The organism is Streptococcus sanguinis SK1 = NCTC 7863, assembly GCF_000194945.1.
In the GTDB taxonomy this organism is placed as follows: Bacteria; Bacillota; Bacilli; order Lactobacillales; family Streptococcaceae; genus Streptococcus; species Streptococcus sanguinis.
The window spans coordinates 353000-377401 of record NZ_GL878509.1 but is presented as its reverse complement, the minus strand read 5'-3'; the positions used below and the strand labels follow the sequence as shown (position 1 = coordinate 377401).

The 24402-nt window shown below is 45.3% G+C and carries 22 protein-coding genes and 2 pseudogenes; 20 read left to right on the top strand and 4 right to left on the bottom strand.

What is annotated here, in order from left to right; genetic code table 11:
• The first annotated feature begins 13 nt into the window (after positions 1-13).
• The 6 genes from HMPREF9378_RS01945 to purH all read left to right on the top strand — a co-directional run bounded on the left by HMPREF9378_RS01945 (position 14) and on the right by purH (position 8974).
• On the top strand, positions 14-3748 hold the full coding sequence (locus HMPREF9378_RS01945; RefSeq protein WP_002914258.1) for a phosphoribosylformylglycinamidine synthase: 3735 nt from the start codon (positions 14-16) through the stop codon (positions 3746-3748).
• A 98-nt stretch (positions 3749-3846) separates the two neighbouring features.
• Positions 3847-5286 carry an amidophosphoribosyltransferase gene (purF, locus tag HMPREF9378_RS01950; protein ID WP_002907653.1) on the top strand — a complete coding sequence of 480 codons (1440 nt, stop codon included), beginning with the start codon at positions 3847-3849 and terminating at the stop codon, positions 5284-5286.
• A 59-nt stretch (positions 5287-5345) separates the two neighbouring features.
• Positions 5346-6368: a phosphoribosylformylglycinamidine cyclo-ligase gene (gene purM / locus HMPREF9378_RS01955; RefSeq protein ID WP_002914246.1), complete on the top strand. Its 1023-nt coding sequence runs from the start codon at positions 5346-5348 to the stop codon at positions 6366-6368.
• Entirely contained in the window at positions 6365-6916 is a 552-nt protein-coding gene (purN, locus tag HMPREF9378_RS01960) for a phosphoribosylglycinamide formyltransferase (RefSeq protein ID WP_002914244.1), read from the top strand. The genes purM and purN overlap by 4 nt, the downstream gene beginning before the upstream one ends.
• A gap of 44 nt (positions 6917-6960) precedes the next feature.
• Positions 6961-7425 carry a GNAT family N-acetyltransferase gene (locus tag HMPREF9378_RS01965; protein WP_002901949.1) on the top strand — a complete coding sequence of 155 codons (465 nt, stop codon included), beginning with the start codon at positions 6961-6963 and terminating at the stop codon, positions 7423-7425.
• A 1-nt stretch (position 7426) separates the two neighbouring features.
• A complete protein-coding gene (gene purH / locus HMPREF9378_RS01970) occupies positions 7427-8974 on the top strand; it encodes a bifunctional phosphoribosylaminoimidazolecarboxamide formyltransferase/IMP cyclohydrolase (protein WP_002901950.1) in 1548 nt (515 codons plus the stop codon).
• Between the two features lie 136 nt (positions 8975-9110).
• Here purH and HMPREF9378_RS01975 read toward each other — a convergent pair whose 3' ends face one another.
• The gene (locus HMPREF9378_RS01975; protein ID WP_002901951.1) at positions 9111-11066 is read right to left on the bottom strand and encodes a GBS Bsp-like repeat-containing protein; all 1956 of its coding nucleotides are present in this window, start codon (positions 11064-11066) and stop codon (positions 9111-9113) included.
• Between the two features lie 323 nt (positions 11067-11389).
• Here HMPREF9378_RS01975 and purD point away from each other — a divergent pair, with 323 nt between their 5' ends.
• The 11 genes and pseudogenes from purD to purB all read left to right on the top strand — a co-directional run bounded on the left by purD (position 11390) and on the right by purB (position 19896).
• A complete protein-coding gene (purD, locus tag HMPREF9378_RS01980; RefSeq protein WP_002914242.1) occupies positions 11390-12652 on the top strand; it encodes a phosphoribosylamine--glycine ligase in 1263 nt (420 codons plus the stop codon).
• A gap of 298 nt (positions 12653-12950) precedes the next feature.
• The gene (gene purE / locus HMPREF9378_RS01985; protein ID WP_002914238.1) at positions 12951-13439 is read left to right on the top strand and encodes a 5-(carboxyamino)imidazole ribonucleotide mutase; all 489 of its coding nucleotides are present in this window, start codon (positions 12951-12953) and stop codon (positions 13437-13439) included.
• On the top strand, positions 13426-14517 hold the full coding sequence (gene purK, locus HMPREF9378_RS01990; RefSeq protein ID WP_002914235.1) for a 5-(carboxyamino)imidazole ribonucleotide synthase: 1092 nt from the start codon (positions 13426-13428) through the stop codon (positions 14515-14517). The genes purE and purK overlap by 14 nt, the downstream gene beginning before the upstream one ends.
• Positions 14518-14544: 27 nt before the next feature.
• Positions 14545-15180, top strand: a complete 636-nt coding sequence (locus tag HMPREF9378_RS01995) for a YdcF family protein (RefSeq protein WP_002914234.1) — start codon at positions 14545-14547, stop codon at positions 15178-15180.
• A gap of 14 nt (positions 15181-15194) precedes the next feature.
• Entirely contained in the window at positions 15195-15422 is a 228-nt protein-coding gene (locus tag HMPREF9378_RS02000) for a hypothetical protein (protein ID WP_002914232.1), read from the top strand.
• 3 nt (positions 15423-15425) lie between these two features.
• Positions 15426-16118, top strand: coding sequence for an aspartate/glutamate racemase family protein (locus HMPREF9378_RS02005; RefSeq protein WP_002914231.1), 693 nt, complete (start codon positions 15426-15428; stop codon positions 16116-16118).
• A gap of 2 nt (positions 16119-16120) precedes the next feature.
• Positions 16121-16216: pseudogene (locus HMPREF9378_RS11380) on the top strand (phosphoribosylaminoimidazole carboxylase); the annotation flags it as partial.
• Between the two features lies 1 nt (position 16217).
• Positions 16218-16484 carry a hypothetical protein gene (locus HMPREF9378_RS02010; protein ID WP_002914230.1) on the top strand — a complete coding sequence of 89 codons (267 nt, stop codon included), beginning with the start codon at positions 16218-16220 and terminating at the stop codon, positions 16482-16484.
• 19 nt (positions 16485-16503) lie between these two features.
• Positions 16504-16728 (top strand): annotated as a pseudogene (locus HMPREF9378_RS11795) (hypothetical protein); the annotation flags it as partial.
• Positions 16729-16731: 3 nt separating this feature from the next.
• Complete coding sequence (locus HMPREF9378_RS11375) at positions 16732-18462, top strand: serine/threonine-protein kinase (protein ID WP_223330906.1); 1731 nt, start codon at positions 16732-16734, stop codon at positions 18460-18462.
• 138 nt (positions 18463-18600) lie between these two features.
• Positions 18601-19896 carry an adenylosuccinate lyase gene (purB, locus tag HMPREF9378_RS02015; RefSeq protein WP_002898823.1) on the top strand — a complete coding sequence of 432 codons (1296 nt, stop codon included), beginning with the start codon at positions 18601-18603 and terminating at the stop codon, positions 19894-19896.
• Positions 19897-19940: 44 nt separating this feature from the next.
• On the opposite strand, the gene HMPREF9378_RS02020 is transcribed toward purB, so the two are convergent.
• A complete protein-coding gene (locus HMPREF9378_RS02020; protein ID WP_002914228.1) occupies positions 19941-20507 on the bottom strand; it encodes an NAD(P)H-dependent oxidoreductase in 567 nt (188 codons plus the stop codon).
• Positions 20504-21100, bottom strand: a complete 597-nt coding sequence (locus HMPREF9378_RS02025) for a TetR/AcrR family transcriptional regulator (protein WP_002914227.1) — start codon at positions 21098-21100, stop codon at positions 20504-20506. Before HMPREF9378_RS02025 ends, HMPREF9378_RS02020 begins: the two co-directional genes overlap by 4 nt.
• A gap of 216 nt (positions 21101-21316) precedes the next feature.
• Here HMPREF9378_RS02025 and dhaK point away from each other — a divergent pair, with 216 nt between their 5' ends.
• From dhaK to dhaM, 3 genes are read left to right on the top strand one after another with little or no spacing between them, the layout of a single operon-like run.
• Complete coding sequence (gene dhaK / locus HMPREF9378_RS02030; protein ID WP_002914226.1) at positions 21317-22306, top strand: dihydroxyacetone kinase subunit DhaK; 990 nt, start codon at positions 21317-21319, stop codon at positions 22304-22306.
• Positions 22307-22316: 10 nt separating this feature from the next.
• The gene (dhaL, locus tag HMPREF9378_RS02035; RefSeq protein WP_002914225.1) at positions 22317-22895 is read left to right on the top strand and encodes a dihydroxyacetone kinase subunit DhaL; all 579 of its coding nucleotides are present in this window, start codon (positions 22317-22319) and stop codon (positions 22893-22895) included.
• Positions 22895-23269, top strand: a complete 375-nt coding sequence (gene dhaM / locus HMPREF9378_RS02040; protein WP_002898815.1) for a dihydroxyacetone kinase phosphoryl donor subunit DhaM — start codon at positions 22895-22897, stop codon at positions 23267-23269. Before dhaL ends, dhaM begins: the two co-directional genes overlap by 1 nt.
• 327 nt (positions 23270-23596) lie before the next feature.
• Here the strand turns inward: dhaM and HMPREF9378_RS02045 are convergent, their stop codons facing one another.
• Positions 23597-24313, bottom strand: a complete 717-nt coding sequence (locus HMPREF9378_RS02045) for a GntR family transcriptional regulator (RefSeq protein ID WP_002914224.1) — start codon at positions 24311-24313, stop codon at positions 23597-23599.
• Positions 24314-24402 lie beyond the last annotated feature (89 nt).

Below are 24402 nucleotides of genomic sequence, written 5' to 3'. Positions count from 1 at the left end.
GGTGTGAAAAATCATGGACAAGCGTATTTTTGTAGAGAAGAAGAGTAACTTCGGTGTGAAGTCACAGAGCTTGGTGAGAGAGCTGACGCACAATCTTCAGTTGAAAACATTGTCAGATCTTCGGATGATTCAAGTTTATGATGTCTTTCATCTGGCAGAAGACTTGGTCGCTCGTGCTGAAAAGCATATTTTCTCCGAGCAGGTGACTGATAGATTGCTGACGGAGGAGGAAGTAGAGGCTGCACTTGCAGAGACAGCGTTTTTTGCCATCGAAGCGCTGCCGGGTCAGTTTGACCAGCGGGCAGCCAGCTCTCAGGAGGCCCTCTTTTTGCTCGGCGCTGGGACAGATGTTTTGGTGAGAACCGCTCAGCTTTATTTGGTCAATAAAGACATCTCAGACAGCGAGTTGGAAGCAATCAAGAAATACTTGCTGAATCCAGTTGATTCACGCTTTAAAGATATTGAGCAACCAATCCAGCTGGAGCAATTCTCCGAGTCAGATAAGACCATTCCGGTTCTAGACTTCTTTAAGGACTATACGGAAGTGGACTTTAAGGCCTACAAGCAGGAGCATGGTCTGGCAATGGAAGTGGCAGATTTGCTCTTCATTCAGGACTATTTCAAGTCGATTGGCCGTTTCCCGACGGAGACCGAGCTCAAGGTTCTGGATACTTACTGGTCTGACCACTGTCGACACACGACCTTTGAGACGGAGTTGAAGAAGATTGATTTTTCAGCTTCTAAGTTTGAAAAGCAGTTGCAGGCCACTTATGATAAATACTTGGCTATGCGCGATGAGCTGGGACGTGGGGACAAACCGCAGACTCTCATGGATATGGCGACTATTTTTGGGCGCTACGAGCGAGCTAATGGCCGTCTGGATGACATGGAAGTGTCTGATGAGATCAATGCCTGCTCAGTAGAGATTGAAGTGGATGTGGATGGTGTCAAGGAGCCTTGGCTGCTGATGTTTAAAAATGAAACCCATAACCATCCAACAGAAATTGAGCCCTTTGGTGGGGCTGCGACCTGTATCGGCGGAGCCATTCGTGATCCGCTTTCTGGCCGCTCTTATGTTTATCAGGCTATGCGGATTTCAGGTGCGGGCGATATTACTCAACCGATTGCTGAAACGCGGGCTGGCAAGCTCCCTCAGCAGGTCATTTCAAAAACTGCAGCGCACGGCTATTCTTCCTATGGGAATCAAATTGGCTTGGCAACGACCTATGTCCGTGAGTATTTCCATCCTGGCTTTGTAGCCAAGCGGATGGAGTTGGGTGCGGTTGTCGGTGCGGCTCCTAAGGGAAATGTCGTCCGTGAAAAGCCAGTAGCAGGTGATGTGGTTATCTTGCTGGGAGGCAAGACAGGCCGTGATGGTGTCGGCGGTGCCACTGGCTCGTCCAAAGTACAGACAGTTGCGTCTGTAGAGACGGCTGGTGCGGAAGTACAAAAAGGAAACGCTATTGAGGAGCGCAAGATTCAGCGCCTCTTCCGCGATGGCAATGTAACTCGCCTCATTAAGAAATCCAACGACTTTGGAGCTGGTGGTGTCTGCGTAGCTATTGGTGAATTGGCAGACGGACTGGAAATTGACCTTGACAAGGTGCCGCTCAAATATCAAGGACTTAATGGAACAGAAATCGCGATTTCCGAATCACAGGAGCGGATGGCAGTAGTGGTCCGCCCAGAAGATGTGGAACAATTTATCGCTGCGGCAGCTAAGGAAAATCTGCTGGCAGTCGTTGTGGCTAAAGTGACAGAAAAGCCAAATCTGGTTATGCACTGGAACGGGGAAACCATCGTTGATATTGAGCGGAGTTTTCTGGACACTAATGGTGTGCGCGTGGTTGTGGATGCTAAGGTTGTGGATGCCCAAGCAGCATTACCAGGGCAGGCTGTGACTTCTGAAGCGACTTTGGAGCAGGACCTCAAGAGCTTGCTCAGCGACCTCAATCATACCAGTCAAAAGGGTCTGCAGACTATCTTTGATAGCTCTGTTGGCCGTTCTACTGTTAATCATCCAATTGGCGGGTGCTACCAAATTACGCCGACTGAGGCTTCTGTGCAGAAACTGCCAGTTGAGCATGGCAAGACTGAGACAGTATCTGTGATGGCGCAGGGCTACAATCCTTATGTGGCAGCTTGGTCGCCTTATCATGGAGCAGCTTATGCAGTGATTGAAGCGACAGCTCGTTTGGTTGCTGCTGGTTCGGACTGGTCCAAGGCTCGCTTTTCTTATCAGGAGTACTTTGAGCGGATGGACAAGCAAGCTGAGCGTTTTGGACAGCCCGTCTCTGCTCTGCTTGGTTCGATTGAAGCCCAGATTCAGCTAGGTTTGCCGTCTATCGGTGGCAAGGATTCCATGAGCGGAACTTTTGAAGAATTGACTGTACCGCCGACCTTGGTAGCTTTTGGCGTGACTACTTCAACTGCTGGGCGCATCCTATCTCCAGAGTTTAAGGCGGCAGGAGAGTCTATCTACTATCTGCCAGGGCAGGTCCTGTCCCAGGATATTAACTTTGACTTAATCAAGAGTAACTTTGAAAATTTTGCAGATATTCAGGCCAAGTATGAGATTACCGCTGCTGCCGCTGTCAAATACGGTGGCCTAGCAGAGAGTCTGGCCTTGATGAGCTTTGGTAATCGTATCGGTGCTCAAGTGGATGTTGCTGCCTTGCCTTCCGTTTTGCAGGCGCAGCTGGGCGGATTTGTCTTTACTAGTCCGGAGCAGGATATTCCAGGCGCAGTGAAGATCGGTCAGACCAAGCCAGACTTTACAATGATTGTCAATGGTGTCCAGCTTGAGGGATCAGAGCTTTTGGCAAGCTTTGAAGGCCGACTAGAGCCTATCTACCCGACAGAATTTAAACAGGAAACAGTTATTGAAGAAGTACCGGCTCTTGTCTCTGATACAGTTATCAAAGCCAAAGAGACAGTAGCGGAGCCGCTGGTTTACATTCCAGTCTTCCCTGGAACCAACTCAGAATACGACTCAGCCAAAGCCTTTGAAGCAGCTGGAGCCAAGGTCAATCTAGTTCCCTTCGTTACTTTGGATGAAGCAGCCATTGTCAAGTCCGTTGACAGCATGGTTGACAATATTGACAAGGTAAATATCATCTTCTTTGCAGGTGGTTTCTCTGCTGCAGATGAGCCAGATGGATCCGCTAAGTTTATCGTCAATATCCTTCTCAACGAGAAGGTCAAGAAAGCCATCGATGCTTTCATCGCTCGCGGCGGTCTCATCATCGGTATCTGTAATGGATTCCAGGCTCTGGTAAAATCCGGTCTTCTTCCTTACGGAAACTTTGAAGAAGCAGGGGCTAGCAGTCCTACTCTCTTTTACAATGATGCCAACCAGCACGTGGCTAAGATGGTTGAAACCCGCATTGCAAATACTAACTCGCCTTGGCTGGCTGGTGTGCAAGTGGGAGATATCCATGCCATTCCGGTTTCTCATGGTGAAGGGAAATTTGTCGTGACAGCAGAAGAATTTGCTGAGCTGCGCGATAATGGTCAGATTTGGAGTCAGTACGTGGACTTTGACGGTCAGCCAAGCATGGACAGTAAGTATAATCCAAACGGATCTCTCTACGCTATCGAAGGAATTATGAGTAAGAACGGCCAAATCATCGGGAAGATGGGCCACTCAGAACGTTATGAAGACGGCCTTTTCCAAAATATTCCAGGTCAGAAAGACCAGAAATTGTTTGAAAGCGCCGTTCGTTATTTCCAAGCGAGTCACGAATAAAGTTGGCTTGCAAGAGCAAGCAATCAAAAAAGGAGTCTGCTTGGCCTGAGAGGCCAGGTTTTCTCCCTTTTACAAGACAAAAGAATTTAGGTAAAACAATGACATACGAAGTAAAGTCACTGAATGAAGAGTGCGGTATTTTTGGAATCTGGGGCCATCCGCAGGCGGCTCAGGTCACCTATTTCGGACTCCATAGCCTGCAGCACCGCGGTCAGGAAGGAGCTGGTATCCTGTCAAACGACCACGGAAAGCTCAAACGCCACCGCGATTTGGGATTGGTTGCAGAGGTCTTTAAAAACCCAGCAGATTTGGATAATCTGACAGGAGAAGCAGCTATCGGCCACGTCCGCTATGCGACATCTGGTGGGGCCTCTATTAACAATGTCCAGCCTTTCTTCTTCAGTTTCTATGATATGCAGATGGGCTTGGCGCATAATGGCAATCTGACCAATGCCCATTCACTGAGACGGGAGTTGGAAAAGAAGGGTTCCATCTTTGCCAGCTCGTCTGATACGGAAATTCTTATGCACTTGATTCGCCATAGCGAGCAGGAAAATTTCTTAGACAAGCTCAAAGAGTCCTTGAGACGAGTTCAGGGCGGCTTTGCCTATCTCATCATGAGAGAGGACAAGCTCTACGCTGCGCTGGATCCTAACGGCTTTCGTCCTTTGTCCATCGGCCGCATGAAAAATGGAGCCTGGGTCGTTTCCAGTGAAACCTGTGCTTTTGAAGTGGTGGGTGCCGAATGGGTGCGTGATCTTGAGCCAGGGGAAATCGTGATTATTGATGATGAAGGCGTGACCTACGACAGCTATACGACAGATACCCAGCTGGCTATTTGCTCAATGGAATATGTCTATTTCGCTCGGCCGGACAGCGTCATTCATGGGGTCAATGTCCATGCAGCCCGCAAACGGATGGGCCGCAGACTGGCTCAGGAATTCCAACATGAGGCAGATATCGTTGTCGGCGTACCGAATTCCTCCTTGTCAGCGGCCTCTGGCTTTTCCGAAGAGTCTGGTCTGCCAAATGAAATGGGCCTCATTAAAAATCAATACATCCAACGGACCTTCATCCAGCCGACGCAGGAGTTGCGAGAGCAAGGAGTTCGCATGAAATTATCTGCTGTTTCTAGCATTGTCAAGGGCAAGCGCGTGGTCATGGTGGATGATTCTATCGTGCGGGGAACGACCAGCCGACGTATCGTCCAGCTCCTACGAGATGCAGGTGCAGCTGAAGTCCATGTGGCTATCGGCAGTCCAGAACTTAAATATCCATGTTTCTACGGCATTGATATTCAGAATCGTCGCGAGCTCATCTCGGCTAATCATACGGTTGATGAGGTCTGTGAGATTATTGGAGCTGACAGCCTGACCTACCTGTCGCTGGAAGGTCTCATTGAATCAGTCGGTATTGAGACGGACGCTCCGAATGGCGGACTTTGTGTGGCTTACTTTGACGGTCAGTATCCAACTCCGCTCTATGACTATGAAGAGCGCTATCTGGAAAGCCTGAAGGAAAAGACGAGTTTTTATTAAAACAAGGTCAGCGGTAGTTGTCGCAATCTTTTTCAAAAATAAGAGTAAGGAAGAAAATTATGACAAATAAAAATGCATACGCTCAATCCGGTGTGGATGTTGAAGCAGGTTATGAAGTTGTTGAGCGAATCAAAAAGCATGTGGCACGTACAGAGCGGGCTGGTGTCATGGGGGCGCTGGGTGGCTTTGGCGGCATGTTCGACCTGTCTCAGACTGGGGTCAAGGAGCCAGTGCTGATTTCTGGTACGGATGGGGTCGGAACCAAGCTCATGTTGGCCATTCAGTATGACAAGCACGATACCATTGGGCAGGACTGTGTAGCTATGTGTGTCAATGACATCGTCGCTGCAGGGGCTGAGCCCCTTTACTTCCTGGACTATATTGCCACTGGGAAAAATGAACCAGCAAAGCTGGAGCAAGTTGTTGCCGGTGTGGCTGAAGGCTGCGTTCAGTCTGGAGCTGCCTTGATTGGTGGGGAAACCGCTGAAATGCCTGGCATGTATGGTGAAGATGATTATGACCTAGCTGGTTTTGCTGTCGGGGTTGCTGAGAAGTCGGAGATTATTGACGGCTCTAAAGTCGTTGAGGGCGATGTGCTTCTGGGGCTGGCTTCTAGCGGTATCCATTCAAATGGTTATTCGCTTGTCCGCCGTGTTTTTGCGGACTACACTGGTGAGGAAGAACTGCCAGAATTGGAAGGTAAGAAACTTAAGGAAGTACTGCTTGAGCCGACTCGTATCTATGTCAAGGCTTTGCTACCGCTGATTAAGGAAAAGCTGGTTCATGGGATTGCCCATATTACTGGTGGCGGTTTTATCGAAAATGTGCCTCGCATGTTTGCTGATGACTTGGCTGCTGAGATTGAAGAAGACAAGATTCCAGTCTTGCCGATTTTTAAGGCCTTAGAAAAATATGGTCATATCAAGCACCAAGAAATGTTTGAAATCTTCAATATGGGACTAGGGATGATTTTGGCTGTAGCTCCTGAAAATGTGAATCGTGTCAAAGAACTTCTTGACGAGCCTGTTTATGAAGTTGGCCGGATTGTCAAAAAAGAAAGTGAAAGTGTCCTTATCAAATGAAAAAAATTGCCGTTTTTGCTTCGGGCAATGGATCAAATTTCCAAGTGATTGCTGAGCAGTTTCCTGTTGAATTTGTCTTTTCAGACCATCGCGATGCCTATGTGCTCAAACGGGCGGATAAGCTAGGTGTCAAAAGCTATGCCTTTGAGCTTAGAGAGTTTGACAGTAAGGTGGTTTACGAACAAGCCATTGTAGACCTACTAGAAGCGCAGCAGATTGACTTGGTTTGCCTAGCAGGCTATATGAAAATTGTCGGGCCGACCTTGCTTGGTGCTTATGAAGGACGTATCATCAATATCCACCCAGCCTATCTACCCGAGTTTCCAGGAGCTCATGGCATTGAGGATGCTTGGCAGGCTGGCGTCTCTGAGAGTGGTGTGACCGTTCACTGGGTGGACTCGGGCGTTGACACAGGCAAAATTATCCAGCAAGTGCGAGTGCCGCGACTAGCTGATGATACGATTGAAAGTTTTGAAGAACGCATCCATGCCGCCGAGTATCAGCTCTATCCTCATGTGCTTGAGAGTTTAGGGGTGGGGAGAAGGTAGGAAGTAAATCAAGTTTTGATTGTACAATATTGCTAGGAGAAAAAATGATTGAGCTGAAATTAGTAGATGAGAGCAGTTTTCAGGCAGTGCTGGATTTGAAAATATCTGATGCTGATGAACGAGCACGTTTCGTAGCTCCAAATGTGCGCTCTTTAGCTGACGCATGGCTCTACCGGAAAAATGAAGATGTGTTTCCGATGGCAATCTATTGGGATAAGCAAGTGGTTGGCTTTCTCCTGCTGGAAATAGACAAGGATGAAGCGGAATACTTTGTCTGGAGGATAATGATTGGTCAGCAGTACCAAGGAAGAGGCTATGGTCGAAAAGCCTTGGAAGTTCTGATCAAAAAGGCTCAGATGGATAGAGCTTGCAGTCATATTACCGCAGATTATGTGGTTGGAAATGAAAAAATGAAGCACCTGCTGACTAGTCTGGGTTTTCAGGAAACAGGATTTATAGAAGAAAATAACGAAGTCGCTATGCGCTTGGACCTAAAGAAAGAGGAATAGAATGACGAAAAAAGCCCTAATCAGTGTATCAGACAAGACAGGCATTGTAGAATTTGCGAAAGAGCTGAAAGCTCTGGGTTGGGATATCATCTCAACTGGTGGTACCAAGGTGGCCCTAGACAATGAAGGAGTGGGCACCATTGCTATCGATGATGTGACTGGTTTTCCAGAGATGATGGATGGCCGTGTCAAGACCCTCCACCCAAACATTCACGGAGGTCTCTTGGCTCGTCGGGATTTAGATAGCCACTTGGAGGCGGCTAAGGACAATCAGATTGAGCTCATTGACCTGGTCGTGGTCAACCTCTATCCTTTTAAGGAAACCATTCTCAAGCCGGGTGTTGAGTATGCGGATGCGGTGGAAAATATTGACATCGGTGGCCCCTCTATGCTGCGCTCTGCGGCTAAAAATCATGCCAGCGTGACGGTTGTTGTAGATCCGGCTGATTATGCTCTTGTTCTGGAAGAGTTGGCAGCAAATGGCCAAACGACCTATGAAACGCGGCAGCGCTTAGCAGCTAAGGTTTTCCGTCATACAGCAGCTTATGATGCTTTGATTGCGGACTATTTCACGGATCAGGTGGGCGAAAGCAAGCCTGAAAAGCTGACCTTGACCTATGAGCTCAAGCAGCCTATGCGCTACGGGGAAAATCCCCAGCAGGATGCTGATTTCTATCAGACGGCCTTACCACTGGACTATTCCATCGCTTCGGCCAAGCAGCTGAATGGGAAAGAGTTGTCCTTTAATAACATCCGTGATGCCGATGCGGCCATTCGCATCATTCGTGATTTCAAAGAGCGCCCAACTGTTGTGGCGCTAAAACACATGAATCCTTGTGGCATTGGTCAGGCGGATGATATCAAGACAGCTTGGGACTGTGCTTATGAGTCTGATCCAGTGTCCATCTTTGGTGGGATTGTCGTCCTCAACCGTCAGGTGGATGCTGCGACAGCTGAGAAGATGCACGGTATTTTCCTAGAAATCATCATCGCACCGAGCTACTCGGCAGAAGCGCTAGCTATTTTGACCAATAAAAAGAAAAACCTGCGGATTTTGGAGTTGGCTTTTGATGCGCAGACAGCTTCTGGAGCCGAGAAGGAAGTGACCGGTGTTCTGGGTGGTCTCCTCGTGCAAAACCAAGATGTTATCGAGGAGAATCCAGCTGATTGGCAGGTCGTGACCAAGCGCCAGCCAACCGAGCAGGAGCGTGTGGCTTTGGAATTTGCTTGGAAGTCCGTCAAATATGTCAAATCTAACGGCATCATCATTACCAATGATCGTCAGGTGCTGGGAGTCGGTCCCGGTCAGACCAACCGTGTGGCTTCTGTCAAGATTGCTATTGAGCAAGCCAAAGATCGTCTTGACGGTGCTGCTCTGGCTTCTGACGCCTTCTTCCCCTTTGCAGACAATATCGAAGAAATCGCGGCGGCTGGTATCAAAGCTATCATCCAGCCTGGTGGATCCGTCCGTGATGAGGAATCTATTATCGCGGCTGACAAGCACGGCTTGACTATGGTCTTCACAGGTGTGAGACATTTTAGGCATTAAGAAATATAAAAAATCCTCGGGTTGAGCCGAGGATTTTTGAGTAGACTTATACTCAATGAAAATCATGAGCAAATTAAGCAGGAGCAGTCTGCTCAAAGCACTGGTTTGAAGTGGTTTTGAGGAGTGCGAAAGCGACTTATTTAGGATAGATATAGGTCAGGCGGCCCCAGTAGGAAGCAGTTGGGTCAAACCAGCCACGGAAGTTGCTGATGTACTGCTTGCCGAGATAGTTAGACTCTTGGATCTGGATGCGGGTATTGGATTCGACATGCGTGACGACACCGACATGGCCGTAGCCGCCGTCATCCCAGCAGGCGATGGCGCCAACCTCAGGCGTACTGCCGGTACGGAATCCAGCTCTTCTGGCACTAGCTGCCCATTGACCGCCGTTGCCCCAGTAATTTCCAGCCCAAGGAGCTAGAGCCTTGGCTCCCCAAGTACATTGACCGACAGGATAGGTTGTCGCATTAGCAGCGGCATAGTTAGGCTGAATATTAGCTGATTGAACGCTTGATTTTTCAACATGATAGCTAGTTCCAGTCAGGCCAGTCAGTTGTCCCGCTTTTCTACGATAGACATGGGTGTTAAATAGACCGCTTCCCTTGTGATTCTGAGTATCTACGGTAAACTTGTATGTTCCATTGCCGACCTTATTGGCGGTATACCATTTGATATCATCTTGCCCATTGACTTCTGACCAAGTTGGCAGAATAATATCACCATCTCCGTAGGCGTCTGTCACTGTCACCTCGTAGCGATTAGCATCGGATTTCTTGACTGCAACCTTGGCTTGAATTTGGTCGGTAGACATTGGTGTGAGATCAGCTGCGTAGTTGTGTTCGCTACCATCATTGTAAGTGATATAGACATGATTATTATAGGTCCCAGACAAAGCCTGATGATTGCGGATATCAAAGGTCGCACTGAAGGTTCCGTCTCCGTTAGGCATTGCCTTATACCATTTAAGATTGCTCTGATTGCTAGTGCTCCAAATGGGAACTTGGACAGACTTTATGGGTTTAGATAAAGCTGTTTCAGTGATTTTTACAGTATAGGTTCCTTGTTTGGGGTTGATATTTTCTATAGTAAAAAGCGGCTTTTGCTCCTCTTCAGAAGGCAATTTTCCACTATCAACTTCAACTGTCGTTCCTGTTATACCAGTTGATTCCGGTTGAACATAGCTTTGGCCGTAAAGGTGGATATTGTAAGCCCCAGTGTCGTAGTTATGCTTTCTGAGTTCCACCCGAGCGCTGTAGCTACCATCCGGATTTTTGCTTGCTTCGTACCATTGTAAATCATCTTGTCCATTTTTCTCAGACCAAGTTGGAAGAACAATTCGATGCATGGTGTCAGGTACGTTTTTGACAGTAATTTCCATGATACCAGTTTGAGGGAAGCTGGTTTCAACAGTAGGATTAGGTTTTTCTAAATTGAAAGTGGTCCCGTTTAAGCCAATCATCTTACCATCTTTATTTTCATAAGTATGAATGTGATAAGTTCCATAGCCTTTGTGATTTGAAAGTTCAAATTCAGTAATATCTTGTCCTGCATTGTACCATTTGATATCATCTTGTCCATTTTCATCAGACCAAACAGCATGTAGAATATTAGAATTTATTTGGTCTTTGTTGCGATTAAAGTGAATTTGAGCGGTTTTCCCTAGGATATTAGAAGTGACATTAATGGCTGGTTTATCGAGAGTAAAGGTTGTTCCATTCAGCCCAATTAATTTTCCATAGAGATCAATATAGGTATGAACATGAAAGGTTCCGTAACCTGGATGGTTACTCAGGTCAATGTCAGTGTTAGTAGTTGTTGTTGACGGTGCTTCATACCATTTGATATCATCCTGTCCGTTCTCATCAGACCAAACAGCGTGGAGAATACGATGAGGTTCTTGAGCTTGGGAACGGGTATAACTAATAGAGGCTGTACGATCGTTCACAGTCACATCGACATTGCTGGCACGATCAGTAGGGCCTAGAATTTTGACTTCAGATTCAGGCGTTTCGGTCGCATGAACTGTTGAGTGGCTCGCAAAGAGACCTAGGACAGCTCCGGATAATAAAAACAGTTTTTGATATTTCTTCATAAAACTCCTTTGTAAGAATGGTTTTGGATGGGCCCACCTGTATTATTCGGAAAACTTATTTGAAAATGATAGTAAATTTGAAAAGCCCTGAATATTTTCTGTCTAAAATAGGCATAATCCACTCAAAAAGGAGAAGGCTGAAGAAAACAATAATTACGGCAATCATTATAGAAGAGATATTCTTTTTCTCATTAGAATGGAATAAAACGAACGATTATGATATAATTTAGATAAATAATTCGTAAAAATGGCAATAATTTTTACGTGGTGTGTTAGCTTGGTGCGTAAGCGCCTGTGATATTTGATATTGAGGTATCTTAGCTATGAAGCTTTTAGTCGTTGGTTCAGGCGGTCGTGAGCACGCGATTGCCAAGAAGTTGTTGGAGTCTAAGGATGTGGAGCAGGTTTTTGTCGCTCCTGGAAATGATGGCATGACCTTGGATGGGTTGGATTTAGTAAACATTGGAATTTCCGAACATTCTAAACTAATTGAATTTGCCAAGGAGAATGACATTGCTTGGTCTTTTATCGGTCCGGATGATGCCTTAGCAGCTGGAATTGTAGATGATTTTAACCAAGCTGGACTCAAGGCTTTCGGTCCATCTCGTTTAGCAGCGGAGCTGGAGTGGTCCAAGGATTTTGCCAAAGAAATCATGGTTAAATACGGTGTTCCGACAGCAGCCTATGGCACATTTTCCGACTTTGAGGAAGCCAAGGCCTATATCGAAAAGCAGGGAGCGCCTATCGTGGTCAAGGCGGACGGACTAGCTCTGGGCAAGGGTGTGGTCGTCGCAGAGACCGTGGAGCAGGCAGTCGAAGCAGCTCACGATATGCTCTTGGACAATAAGTTCGGCGACAGCGGTGCGCGTGTGGTGATCGAAGAGTTCCTGGACGGCGAGGAGTTCTCCCTTTTTGCCTTTGTCAATGGCGGTAAGTTTTACATTCTTCCGACGGCCCAAGACCATAAGCGGGCCTACGATGGGGACAAGGGTCCTAACACAGGCGGTATGGGAGCCTATGCGCCAGTTCCTCACCTGCCAAAAAGTGTGGTGGTTCAGTCGGTTGAGACGATTATCAAGCCGGTTCTCAAAGGCATGATAGCTGAGGGGCGTCCTTATCTTGGTGTGCTCTATGCTGGGCTGATTCTGACAGCCGATGGCCCCAAGGTTATCGAGTTCAACTCGCGCTTTGGCGATCCAGAGACTCAGATTATCCTGCCCCGTCTGACGTCTGATTTTGCGCAGAATATCACGGACATCTTGGACAAGAAAGAGCCTACTATCACTTGGATGGATGAGGGCGTGACACTTGGAGTGGTTGTCGCCTCAGAGGGCTACCCGCTGGACTATGAGAAAGGCCTGCCTCTGCCAGAGAAGACAGACGGCGACATTATCACCTACTATGCTGGGGCGAAGTTTGCGGAAAATAGCAGAGCACTGCTGTCAAATGGCGGCCGAGTGTACATGCTGGTTACCACAGCAGATACCGTCTCAGCCGCGCAGGAAAAAATCTACGACCAACTAAAAAAACAAGACACAACAGGTCTCTTTTACCGAACGGATATCGGGAGTAAGGCAGTTAAATAAAAATCTTCTAAAATCTACGATTGACTGTGTTAAAGCCCCTTGAAGAACTTCAGTTCGAACTTTGTTGCTTTGCCCGGTCATTCTGAGAATTTATTCGAGCATTTGCAATACTAGCGCTAGCTTAGGCGATGCAGTCGCCAAATATGATAATGGTCGCTGTGGTGAAAAGACCAGAACAGTGTATGTTCTGGTCTAGGGAAAATTTGAGACTTCAGGCTCAAATTTTAGGAATGAAACCGAAGGTTTGCTTCCGACCCACCACCTAAGACCATTATCAAAAAGAAAAAGGATATTAACAATGAAACCAATTATTTCCATCATCATGGGCTCAAAATCCGACTGGGCAACCATGCAAAAAACTGCCCAAATCCTAGATCGCTTCGGTGTAGCCTACGAAAAGAAAGTCGTCTCTGCCCACCGCACGCCTGACCTCATGTTTCAGCATGCAGAAGAAGCCCGCAGTCGCGGCATCAAAGTCATCATAGCAGGTGCTGGTGGTGCAGCCCATTTGCCAGGAAGGGTAGCGGCTAAGACCACTCTGCCTGTCATCGGTGTACCGGTCAAATCACGCGCTCTCAGTGGTCTGGACTCGCTTTATTCGATTGTGCAGATGCCAGGCGGTGTACCTGTGGCAACTATGGCTATTGGGGAAGCGGGAGCGACAAACGCTGCCCTGACTGCCCTTCGGATCTTGGCCATTGAAGATCAAGGCCTAGCAGCCGCGCTAGCAGATTTTGCTGAAGAACAAGGAAAAATCGCTGAGGAGTCTACGAATGAGCTCATCTAAAACAATCGGAATCATCGGTGGCGGTCAGCTGGGTCAGATGATGGCCATTTCTGCTATCTACATGGGGCACAAGGTCATCGCGCTAGATCCAGCGGCGAATTGCCCGGCCTCTCGTGTGGCAGAGGTCATCGTGGCGCCTTATAATGATGTGGACGCCCTTCGTCAGCTGGCTGATCGTTGCGATGTCCTGACCTATGAGTTTGAAAATGTCGATGCGGACGGTTTGGATGCCGTTATCAAGGATGGTCAGCTCCCTCAAGGAACGGACCTGCTCCGCATTTCTCAAAATCGGATTTTTGAAAAGGATTTTCTCTCAAACAAGGCCCAAGTCACCGTTGCACCCTACAAGGTCGTGACTTCTAGCCAAGACTTGGCAGATATGGACCTGTCGAAAAACTATGTCCTCAAGACTGCGACAGGCGGCTATGACGGTCATGGGCAAAAGGTTATTCGCTCAGAAGCAGACTTGGCAGAAGCCTATGCGCTAGCTGACTCATCAGCTTGTGTCTTAGAAGAGTTTGTCAATTTTGACCTTGAAATTTCCGTAATCGTGTCAGGAAATGGCAAGGACGTCACGGTTTTCCCAGTTCAGGAAAATATCCACCGCAACAATATCCTGTCTAAGACCATCGTGCCAGCCCGCATTTCAGAAAGTCTGGCTAACAAGGCCAAAGCAATGGCGGTGCGAATCGCAGAACAGCTCAAGCTGTCTGGAACCCTTTGTGTGGAAATGTTTGCGACGGCTGATGATATCATTGTCAACGAGATTGCCCCACGTCCACACAACTCTGGCCACTACTCTATCGAAGCCTGCGACTTCTCGCAGTTTGACACCCATATTCTCGGCGTTCTCGGAGCACCATTGCCAGCTATCCACCTGCATGCTCCAGCCGTTATGCTCAACGTACTCGGCCAGCATATCGAAGCCGCTGAGAAATATGTCACAGAAAATCCAAGCGCCCACCTCCACCTGTATGGTAAAATAGAAGCGAAGCACAACCGCAAGATGGGGCATGTGACTTTGTTTAGTGATGTGCCGGATAGTGTGGTTGAATTAGGGAAAGGGATTGATTTTTAAGAAAACTCTGTGGAGGAAATGTTATAGATGAGACCAATTATCCCAAAAAGTCCAGAAGTTCCGAAAGAGTTCTCTGATAAAGAAATTTCCTTTTTAACTAAGAGTGTTTTTGGAGAAATAATCGAACCTCAGCCGTGTGATGTTTTATTTGTTTTCAGCGGGACTCACTCAGGCCACTGGGAAAGAGCTATTGAGGCATATCAAAAAGGCTATGTAAGACGAATCATTGTGACTGGCGGCCGAAGTTTGACAGGTACGCCTCATCCAGATTGGAATGGACATACAGAGGCAGAGGTTATTATTCAGCATCTGCTGGCTGCGGGCATTCCTGAAGAAGCGATTAAATCTGAAAGCTCCTCTAGCAATACTTTAGAAAATGTACTGTTTGCCAAAGAAATTTTTGATTTTAACACTGTTGAGACCGTTATGTTCATTTGCAAAAGCCACGCGACTGGTAGGCAATGGCGGACTTTGGCTCAGCACTTACCGAAGCATCTTCGCTACATCCCATATACCTTCAACGCCTTTTACAAGGATGTTGAGATTGGTCGGGATAGCTGGATGAATACAGACATTGGCAAGTCCAGAGTTTGGGGAGAATATCTGCGGCTTCTCCATTATGGAGAAAAGGGAGATATTTTAAAGTTAGATGTTGAATTGTGATATAGGAGGTTTCTATGATTCAAATCATCGTCAATGCTTTTGTGGAAGGAGGCAAAGAAACTGCTGTTGTAGAAGTGCTCTTTGCCAGTGCCAACCATGAAAAAGTAAAAGCCAAATATCAGGAATTAAAGATTCAATATCCAAACAATTATCTAGCTATCTATGATTTGCCATTGGATACAGATCTGAGTAGCTTGTCGCACTATCCGTCGGTGGCGATAAGCAAGGAGGAGTTTGATTAGCCTATGAAAACTATTGGCCTGATTGGTGGTATGAGTTGGGAAAGCACCACATCTTACTACCAAATCATTAACGAAACCATCAAAAAAGAGCTGGGAGGCTTGCATTCAGCTAAGATTCTGCTTTACAGTGTTGATTTTGCAGAGATTGAGCATTATCAAGCAGTAGGGGACTGGGAGAAAAGCGGTCAACTTTTGGCAGATGTTGCTAAGCGCTTGGAGCAAGCAGGTGCAGATTTCATTGTTATTTGCACCAACACCATGCACAAGGTTGCTCCGCAGATACAAGAGCAGATTGCGATTCCAATCTTGCATATTGCGCAAGCAACTGCGCAGGCCTTGTTGGCTGACGGGATTCAAAGAGTCGGCCTCCTAGGAACCAAGTACACCATGACTCAAGATTTTTACAAGGAGAAATTAATAGAATCTGGTTTAGAAGTGCTGATTCCAGATCAAGCTGGCATTACAGAGGTTAATCGAATTATTTATGATGAACTCTGTCTAGGAGATATCAAAGAAAGCTCAAAGCAGACTTATCTTGCCGTTATAGATGATTTGAAAAAAGCAGGCGCAGAAGCTGTTATCTTGGGTTGTACCGAGATAGGTCTCCTCGTCAAGCAATCCGACACTGACCTGCCTCTCTACGACACAACAGTAATCCACGCAGAGAAAGCAGCAGAGTGGGCGGTAAATAAGTGACCATAGAAGACAAGTGCAATCGTAAGGTGGGTCATGTGACCTTGCGTAGTGATGCGCCAGATAGCGTGGTTGAATTAGGGAAAGGGATTGATTTTTAGAATGATGGAAGAATTCGATGATGTATTTGAGGATGATATTACTACTCTAACATTTACTTATGCGGATGATGTAGTCATTCCAGAAATTCCGGATGCAGAAGGCATTCATATTGTAGAGATAACAAATAATCAGCTAGTTATAGAGCATACGCGCGATGATGATGAGGTCTATGAATATATAGAGAGTTGTGGATTAACAAGTCGCCCCATAAAACTTTCGATTGAATTTTGTGTTTACGAAGATTCTGAGGAAGAAGAAAATTTTTAGAATTTAATGGAAAAAATCTATGATTCAAATCATTGTCAATGCTTTTGTTGAGAAGGATAAGACTGGAGCAGTTATAGAAGTTTTGTATGCTAGTAACAATCACGAAAAAGTGAAGGCTAAGTATGAAGAGCTAGTTGCTCAATACCCCGAAAACTATTTAGCAATTTATGATTTGCCATTGGATACTGATTTGAATACACTAGATCACTACCCGTCTGTATGGATTGGGAAAGAAGAGTTTGAAAAAATGGTAAAATTAAAAAAATTACAAAAGGAACTTTTAGAACTTGGCTATACTATTAGTGGTGAAGATCCAAAAGAAGGTGGAGAAGGTACTGTATACAAAGCGGAGAAAGAACAAAATTTTTATGCTATCAAAATTATTAAAGATTTAAGAACGGATAGAGTTCAAAGATATAAACAGGAAATTGAAAGTGTTCAAAAATTAAATCATCCCAATATTATAAAACCTATTTATGGAGAGTTATTGATTGATGGTGAAGAAGTTCAGTACAGTATCATGCCATTCTATGAAAATGATTTAAAGAAGATCATTCCCCAATTATTAGATTATGAGCAGATTTTTAATATTATTATTGAACTTGGAGAAGCTTTAAAGTATATTCATAGAAAAGGAATTATACACAGGGATTTAAAGCCAGAAAACGTATTGATTGCGGACGACGGACATCTAGTTTTAACGGATTTTGGTATTGCACATTTCAAGGATTCTAGTTTAACTAAGAAAAATGATTTGTTAAATAACAGAGTATATCTGGCTCCTGAACAATATATTAAAGGCAATGCTCAAAATGTAACTCAAGCAGTGGACATTTATTCATTTGGATTAATTATTAATGAGTGTTTTACTAAAAGAGTCGCTCACGGTGACAATCCTCGGTTAATAAGTGATGAGTATCCATTTTTATTTGAACTTGATAATATAGTCAAAAAGATGTTAAGGCAGGATGTTGACAAAAGAATAAGTATTAATTGTGCTTTAAGTTTATTGAAAGAAGCTAGAGAAACTCTGTCTGAAGACTTAGATTACCTTAGTTCGGATTTAGAGGACGGATTTCCAGAAGATTTATCTCCTGAGGAACTAGAGAATATTTTAAGCCAAGCTACTAAAGATGTTTATTTTGCGACTAAATTTAAGCTAGATGATAATATTGATAAGCAATATGAGTTGAATTATCATAAAAATATTGGATTTAGTGTTTCGTCTTACTTAAAAAAATTAGCTGCAGGTTATAAAATTTTAGATATTTGTCGTAATAAATTCCTCTGTGAAGCTAAAGATGAAAGTGGCCCATCTCTTTCGTTTCTTGACGAAAGAGAGTACCAAGGTCTTTATGATAGATTAGAGACAGTTCTCAATATATATATGATTTCAGGTAAGATTTATGGACAAATAAAAAAATATTTCTCAGCATGCCTAGATCATCATGCTGAAGAAATTCTAAAACAAATTGAAGATGAACAATGGATGTATAAAAATCTGTTTTATCACATAGAAAATGCACCTATACTTTGGTTAAGGACGTTTTTATTAGAACTGGGTATTGAACAGAGTGAATTAGAAGATAATATTGTGATAAATTGGGATAGAACATTGACATATTCAGACAATGAGACAGAGTTGTCTTTGTTTAAAAAAGATACTGAATTTGAAAGAATTCAATATGAGAAGATTGAATTGATTTGTCAAGAGGTTATAAACCAATGGGCTATGTCATATGATTATCTTGATGATAAAACTATTAGATTTATATTTGCAGATGAACATCAATTTGAAAATTTTAAAGACTTTGCATCGAATATAACAAAATCAAATCATAATCTGTGGTTAGATTTCAATGATGATATTATTCAAAAATCTAAAGTCATTGATGATGAAATTATTCTGGACTTAAAAATCTCTTGGGAGATTGATTCAATTTTAGCAAAGATACTTGGTTTTAAGAAAATAAATTAAAATTTTCAGTAGTTGTTTAAACGCTCGAAATAAGCTAAAAATATAGAAAGGAACAAGGGCACTCGTATTTATCCAACTGAATACGGGCTTCGGACTTGCTTTAACTGAAACTTTAAACAAAAGAAAGGTAAACTAAAAATGATTGAAAGATATAGCCGCCCCGAAATGGCGAACATTTGGACTGAGGAAAATAAGTACAAGGCTTGGCTGGAGGTAGAGATTCTAGCTGATGAGGCCTGGGCTGAGTTGGGTGAGATTCCCAAGGAAGATGTGGCCTTGATTCGTGAGAAGGCTGGGTTTGACATCGACCGCATCTTGGAGATTGAGCAGGAGACGCGCCACGATGTGGTGGCTTTCACGCGAGCGGTTTCTGAGACACTGGGCGAAGAGCGCAAGTGGGTGCACTATGGCCTGACCTCGACCGATGTGGTGGATACGGCTTACGGCTACCTCTACAAGCAGGCCAATGACATCATTCGTGAGGATCTGCGTCGCTTCACCGATATCATTGCAGAGCGGGCGCGGGAGCACAAGTTCACCATCATGATGGGGCGGACCCACGGGGTGCATGCGGAGCCGACGACTTTTGGTCTTAAGCTTGCGACTTGGTACAGCGAAATGAAGCGCAATATCGAGCGTTTCGAGCTTGCGGCTGCGGGTGTGGAAGCTGGGAAAATCTCTGGTGCGGTTGGAAACTTTGCCAATATTCCGCCATTTGTGGAAAGCTATGTCTGTGAGAAATTAGGCATCCGTCCGCAGGAGATTTCGACTCAAGTATTGCCACGTGACCTCCACGCTGAATACTTCTCTGCCTTAGCCTTGATTGCGACATCTATCGAGCGCATGGCGACTGAAATTCGCGGTCTGCAAAAGTCTGAGCAGCGCGAGGTCGAAGAGTTCTTTGCTAAGGGGCAAAAGGGTTCATCGGCTATGCCTCACAAACGCAATCCAATTGGCTCTGAAAATATGACTGGTCTGGCGCGTGTTATTCGCGGTCACATGGTGACGGCCTTTGAGAATGTCTCTCTCTGGCATGAGCGTGACATTTCCCACTCATCAGCTGAGCGGATTATCGCTCCGGACACGACCATTCTCATCGACTATATGCTCAACCGCTTCGGTAATATCGTCAAGAACTTGACTGTCTTCCCAGAAAACATGAAGCGCAACATGAACTCGACCTTTGGTCTCATCTTCAGCCAGCGGGCTATGTTGACCTTGATCGAAAAAGGCATGACTCGGGAGCAGGCTTATGACTTGGTGCAGCCAAAGACTGCCCAGTCTTGGGACAATCAAGTGGACTTCAAGCCTCTGCTCGAAGCGGACCCAGAAGTCACTTCTCGCTTGACTCAAGAAGAAATTGATGAAATCTTCAATCCGGTTTACTACACCAAGCGCGTGGATGAAATCTTCAAGCGCGTGGGGCTGGATTAAACAAGAAAATAGGCATTTCGTAAGAAGCGCCTATTTTCTTTATCTTAAATTTGACTGGCCAGTTGCCCGATTTTCTTGAGCATTTCTTGGCGTTGTTGGTCTGTTTTACGTTCTACACTGTTGAGTTCAGTCAGTTTGACTGGAGAAATACCACAAAGTTTCAGGATTTGATTTTTAAGTACCTTGCCGTAGTCTTGGACAAAAGGCAGGGCAAAGGCTGGTGTATTATGGCTGGCGATAATCCATCCGGACTTGCCTTGCAGGTGGCCTTGCATGCCTACTTTCTTATAAGAATAGGCAAAGTCAGCCGCAAAGACACGATCGATAAAGCCTTTGAGAATGGCTGGCATACCGCTCCACCAGATAGGAAAAATGAAAATCAGATGGTCTGCCCAAGTAATCAAATCCCGGTATTTGGCCATTTCAGGGTCTTTGTGCAGGTCACGGCGTCTATGTTCTTGGTCAAAGCGCAAGATCGGATCAAAATTTTCAGCATACAAGTCCAAGGTTTTCACCTCATGCTTCTTAGAAAGGTTGCTTTGAACTTCTTTGAGAATAGCAGCATTGAAGCCAGTTGGGCTGGGGTGGGTGTAAATAATCAAGGTTTTCATGATCGTTCTCCTTTGATATAAATGTCAAGCATGTGTTCAATCGTGCTTTGGATGGCTTGAGGATCAAGGTCTTGTCCGATGGGACTGTTGGCTAGAACGGCTAGGCCTGTGATAAAGCTCCAAAAGTGAAAAAGACTTTCTGCTTCGCTATTGCTAAAATTTTCCTCCTTGCGAAGCTTTAAAACAAGCTCCTTAAATTTATCAAATCCAGGCAAGTCCGACTCCAAGAGAATTGTGTCCTGCGTCACCTTCATATATTTAAAAGGGAATTTGATAAAGAGAGCTTCGAAAAAATGAGGGTAGGTCTTGGCAAAAATAATGAAATTAAGACCAAGCTGGGTCAGCTGATCACGCGCAGAAGCTGTCGCATCAATCTTTTCATTGATTTCCTGATTGAGAAACAGCGAAAGCTGGGTCAAAACCACCTTGAGGTAGACTTCCTTGCTCTCAAAATGGCGGTATGGAGTGCCGTGAGTTACACCGCAGGCCTTGGCAACGGTCCTAAGCGAAAGCTGTTCAATTCCGTGTTTTCCGATTTCTTCAATCCCCGTTTGAATGAGCTGTTCTTTCAGCTGGGCAGTATTGCGTTTCATTCATTTTCTCCTAAAGTATACACTGTCTACTTATCTATCTTTAGTATACACTGTCTACTTTTTCTTGTCAACTAATTTGATGCTTTCCTCTAGTCTAGGATGTGACAGAATTTGCTTTCGGTAAGATAAAATGTTAAAATAACATTAAAATGATAGCGCTTTCTTTTTAGGGTGGATTGCTCGTTGTAAAGAAACGCTGAGAAACGGAGGACACCTATGAAGAAAATTATCAATAATCCAACAGCGGTTGTGGACGAGATGCTGGAGGGCTTGGCCTATATTCACAGCGATTTGGTTTATCGGGTGGAGGGCTTCGATATCATTGCCCGTAAGAGCGAGAAGACAGGCAAGGTTGGCTTGATTTCTGGCGGTGGCAGTGGTCATGAGCCTTCCCACGCGGGCTTTGTTGGGGAGGGCATGCTTTCGGCCGCTATTTGCGGAGCAGTCTTTACTTCGCCAACACCTGACCAGGTCTTGCAGGCTATCAAGGAAGCAGATGAGGGTGCTGGGGTCTTCATGGTGATTAAGAATTATTCCGGTGACATTATGAACTTTGAAATGGCTCAGGAAATGGCTGAGATGGAAGGGATTGAGGTGGCTAGTGTCGTCGTAGATGACGATATCGCAGTGGAAGACAGCCTCTATACGCAAGGTCGCCGCGGAGTGGCTGGTACCATCCTTGTCCATAAGATTCTAGGGGATGCGGCGCGTGCAGGCAAATCTCTGACTGAAATCAAGGCTCTGGCTGATGAGCTGGTCAAACATATTCACACGGTTGGCTTGGCTCTGAGCGGGGCAACCGTACCGGAAGTTGGCAAGCCTGGTTTTGTTTTGGCTGATGATGAAATAGAGTTCGGCATTGGCATCCATGGTGAGCCTGGCTATCGCAAGGAAAAGATGCAGCCGTCTAAGGACTTAGCCAAGGAATTGGTCGAAAAACTAAGTCAGTCTGTTGAGCTCAAATCTGGCAAGAAAATTGGTATCCTCATCAATGGTATGGGTGCAACACCGCTCATGGAGCAGTATGTCTTTGCGGCCGATGTAGCAAATCTTCTGGCAGATGCTGGAGTCGAAGTTGTCTATAAAAAGCTGGGTAATTACATGACCTCCATTGATATGGCGGGGATTTCTCTGACCTTTATCGAGCTGGATCAGACAGACTGGTTGACGGCTCTCAACAGTCCTGTCACGACAGCCGCTTGGTAAGGAGGTGCTTATGGACGCAGCACGAGCAAAAAAATGGATGCAGTTGTTCAACGAGAAGATTCAGGACCAGAAAGCCTATCTGTCTGATCTTGATACTCCCATCGGTGATGGTGATCATGGCGCCAATATGGCCAGGGGAATGGCGGCAGCAGTGGAGAGTCTAGCTGCTAAGGACTTTGCCAGTGCGGCTGAGGTTTTTCAGGCTGTTTCTATGCAGCTGATTAGCAAGGTTGGCGGTGCTTCAGGCCCTCTTTATGGCTCGGCCTTCATGGGCATGGCCAAGGCTGAAAAAGACGGTAAAGACTTGTCAGAAGTCATCCAAGCTGGGCTGGACATGATTCAGAAGCGGGGCAAGGCTGTGCCAGGTGAGAAGACCATGGTGGATGTCTGGTCGGCGATTCCCATTTCTCTGCAGTCCGGAGACTTGACGCGTGAAATGATTGGTTCCCTAGTGGAAGCGACCAAGGATTTGAAGGCGACCAAGGGGCGGGCTTCCTATGTCGGGGAGCGTTCTATCGGTCATATCGATCCCGGTTCGGCTTCATCTGGTCTCCTCTTTGAGGCTCTGTTAGAAACGGAGGCAGGCTGATGGCAGATACTGGCATTCTTATCGTGTCCCATTCCAAAAACCTGGCCCAAGGCTTGTTTGATCTCATTTCGCAGGTGGCGGCAGATGTGGCCATCAGCTATGTGGGCGGATTGGACGACGGCAGCATCGGGACCAGCTTTGAAGGGATTCAGGCAGCTTTAGATGCCAATGACAAGGACACTATTTTGGCCTTTTTCGATCTGGGCTCAGCTCGGATGAATCTGGAAATGGTCGCAGACTTTTCTGACAAGGAAATCATCATCAACAATGTTCCCTTGGTAGAGGGAGCCTATACGGCTGCTGCTCTTCTCCAGGCTGGGGCGGATTTGCCTAATGTTTTGCTTCAGGTCCGTGAATTAGAAATAAAAAAATAGCAGGTTTTCTGGAGACTTGATAAACGACTTTATTTGCAAAATAAGGAACATTTTATATCAAAAAGCTGGGATTCAATCCCAGCTTTTTTGCTTTATCCTTGTACCAATTTTCAGGGGAACAGCCAGTGTTTTTTATTTTTTCTTCTTTAAATTGATTAAAAATAGGACAAATACATAGGCTATGTTTACTTTTTGACAGAATTCACTTTTTAATGAACAAAAGTTCTTAGAATGAATTGCAAATTGGTATAGATAGACTTATAATAGATATAAGTACACAAGATGAAAGAAAAAACGACAGCCGATTAGAAGCCATCGTTTTCAATCTTAGTGGTCCCGATTGCAGGAAATGAACTTGATCTTGAAGAAGTCACCGCGTTTGTAAGTTTCGCTGTACTCTAAGATCTGTCCAGTGCTTTCCAGCTGGGTAATCTTCACCTGATGAACAGTCGGGAAGTTAGTGTCAACTTCCAGTACTTTCGCAACATCTTTTGGTGTTGGGAAGACAATTTCATTGGTCTCTTCAAAATGCTCATCATTCATGTGAATGTGGTAGTCAGTTTTGAAGCGGTTGTAGATAGAGCTGTAGTAGTCCATATCTGGATAGTTAGGATTGATGTACTGCTCAGGGATATAGGTTTGGTGATAGATATAGATTTTATCGCCAGTCCGTCTGATCCGGTCAATCTTATAGTAGAACTGCGTTGGTGCCAGTTCTAGCTTATCCAAGATTTTCAGGTCATTCCCACGCTTGATGGAGAGAACAGTCACCTTATCTTTTTGGATAGGGAAGGTCTCAACGTCAGAAAATTCCACCAGCTTGTGCTTTCTTGCACGTGAAACGAAGGTTCCCTTGCCTTGCTGGCGGATGATGTAGCCATCGTTGGCCAGTTCATTCAAAGCGCGGACAACAGTAATGGAGCTGACATTAAACATCTGAATCAGCTCAGCCTCTGTGTAAAACTTATCGCCATTTTCAAATTTGCCAGAAATGATTTGCTGCTTGAGCTCATCTTTGATTTGTTGGTATTTTGGAATAGCCATTTTGTTCACCTCTCTTTTTTTACTTTTCTTACTTAAGATTTTAACATATTTTTAAAAAAAATGTTGACATTTATGCAAAAATTTATTAT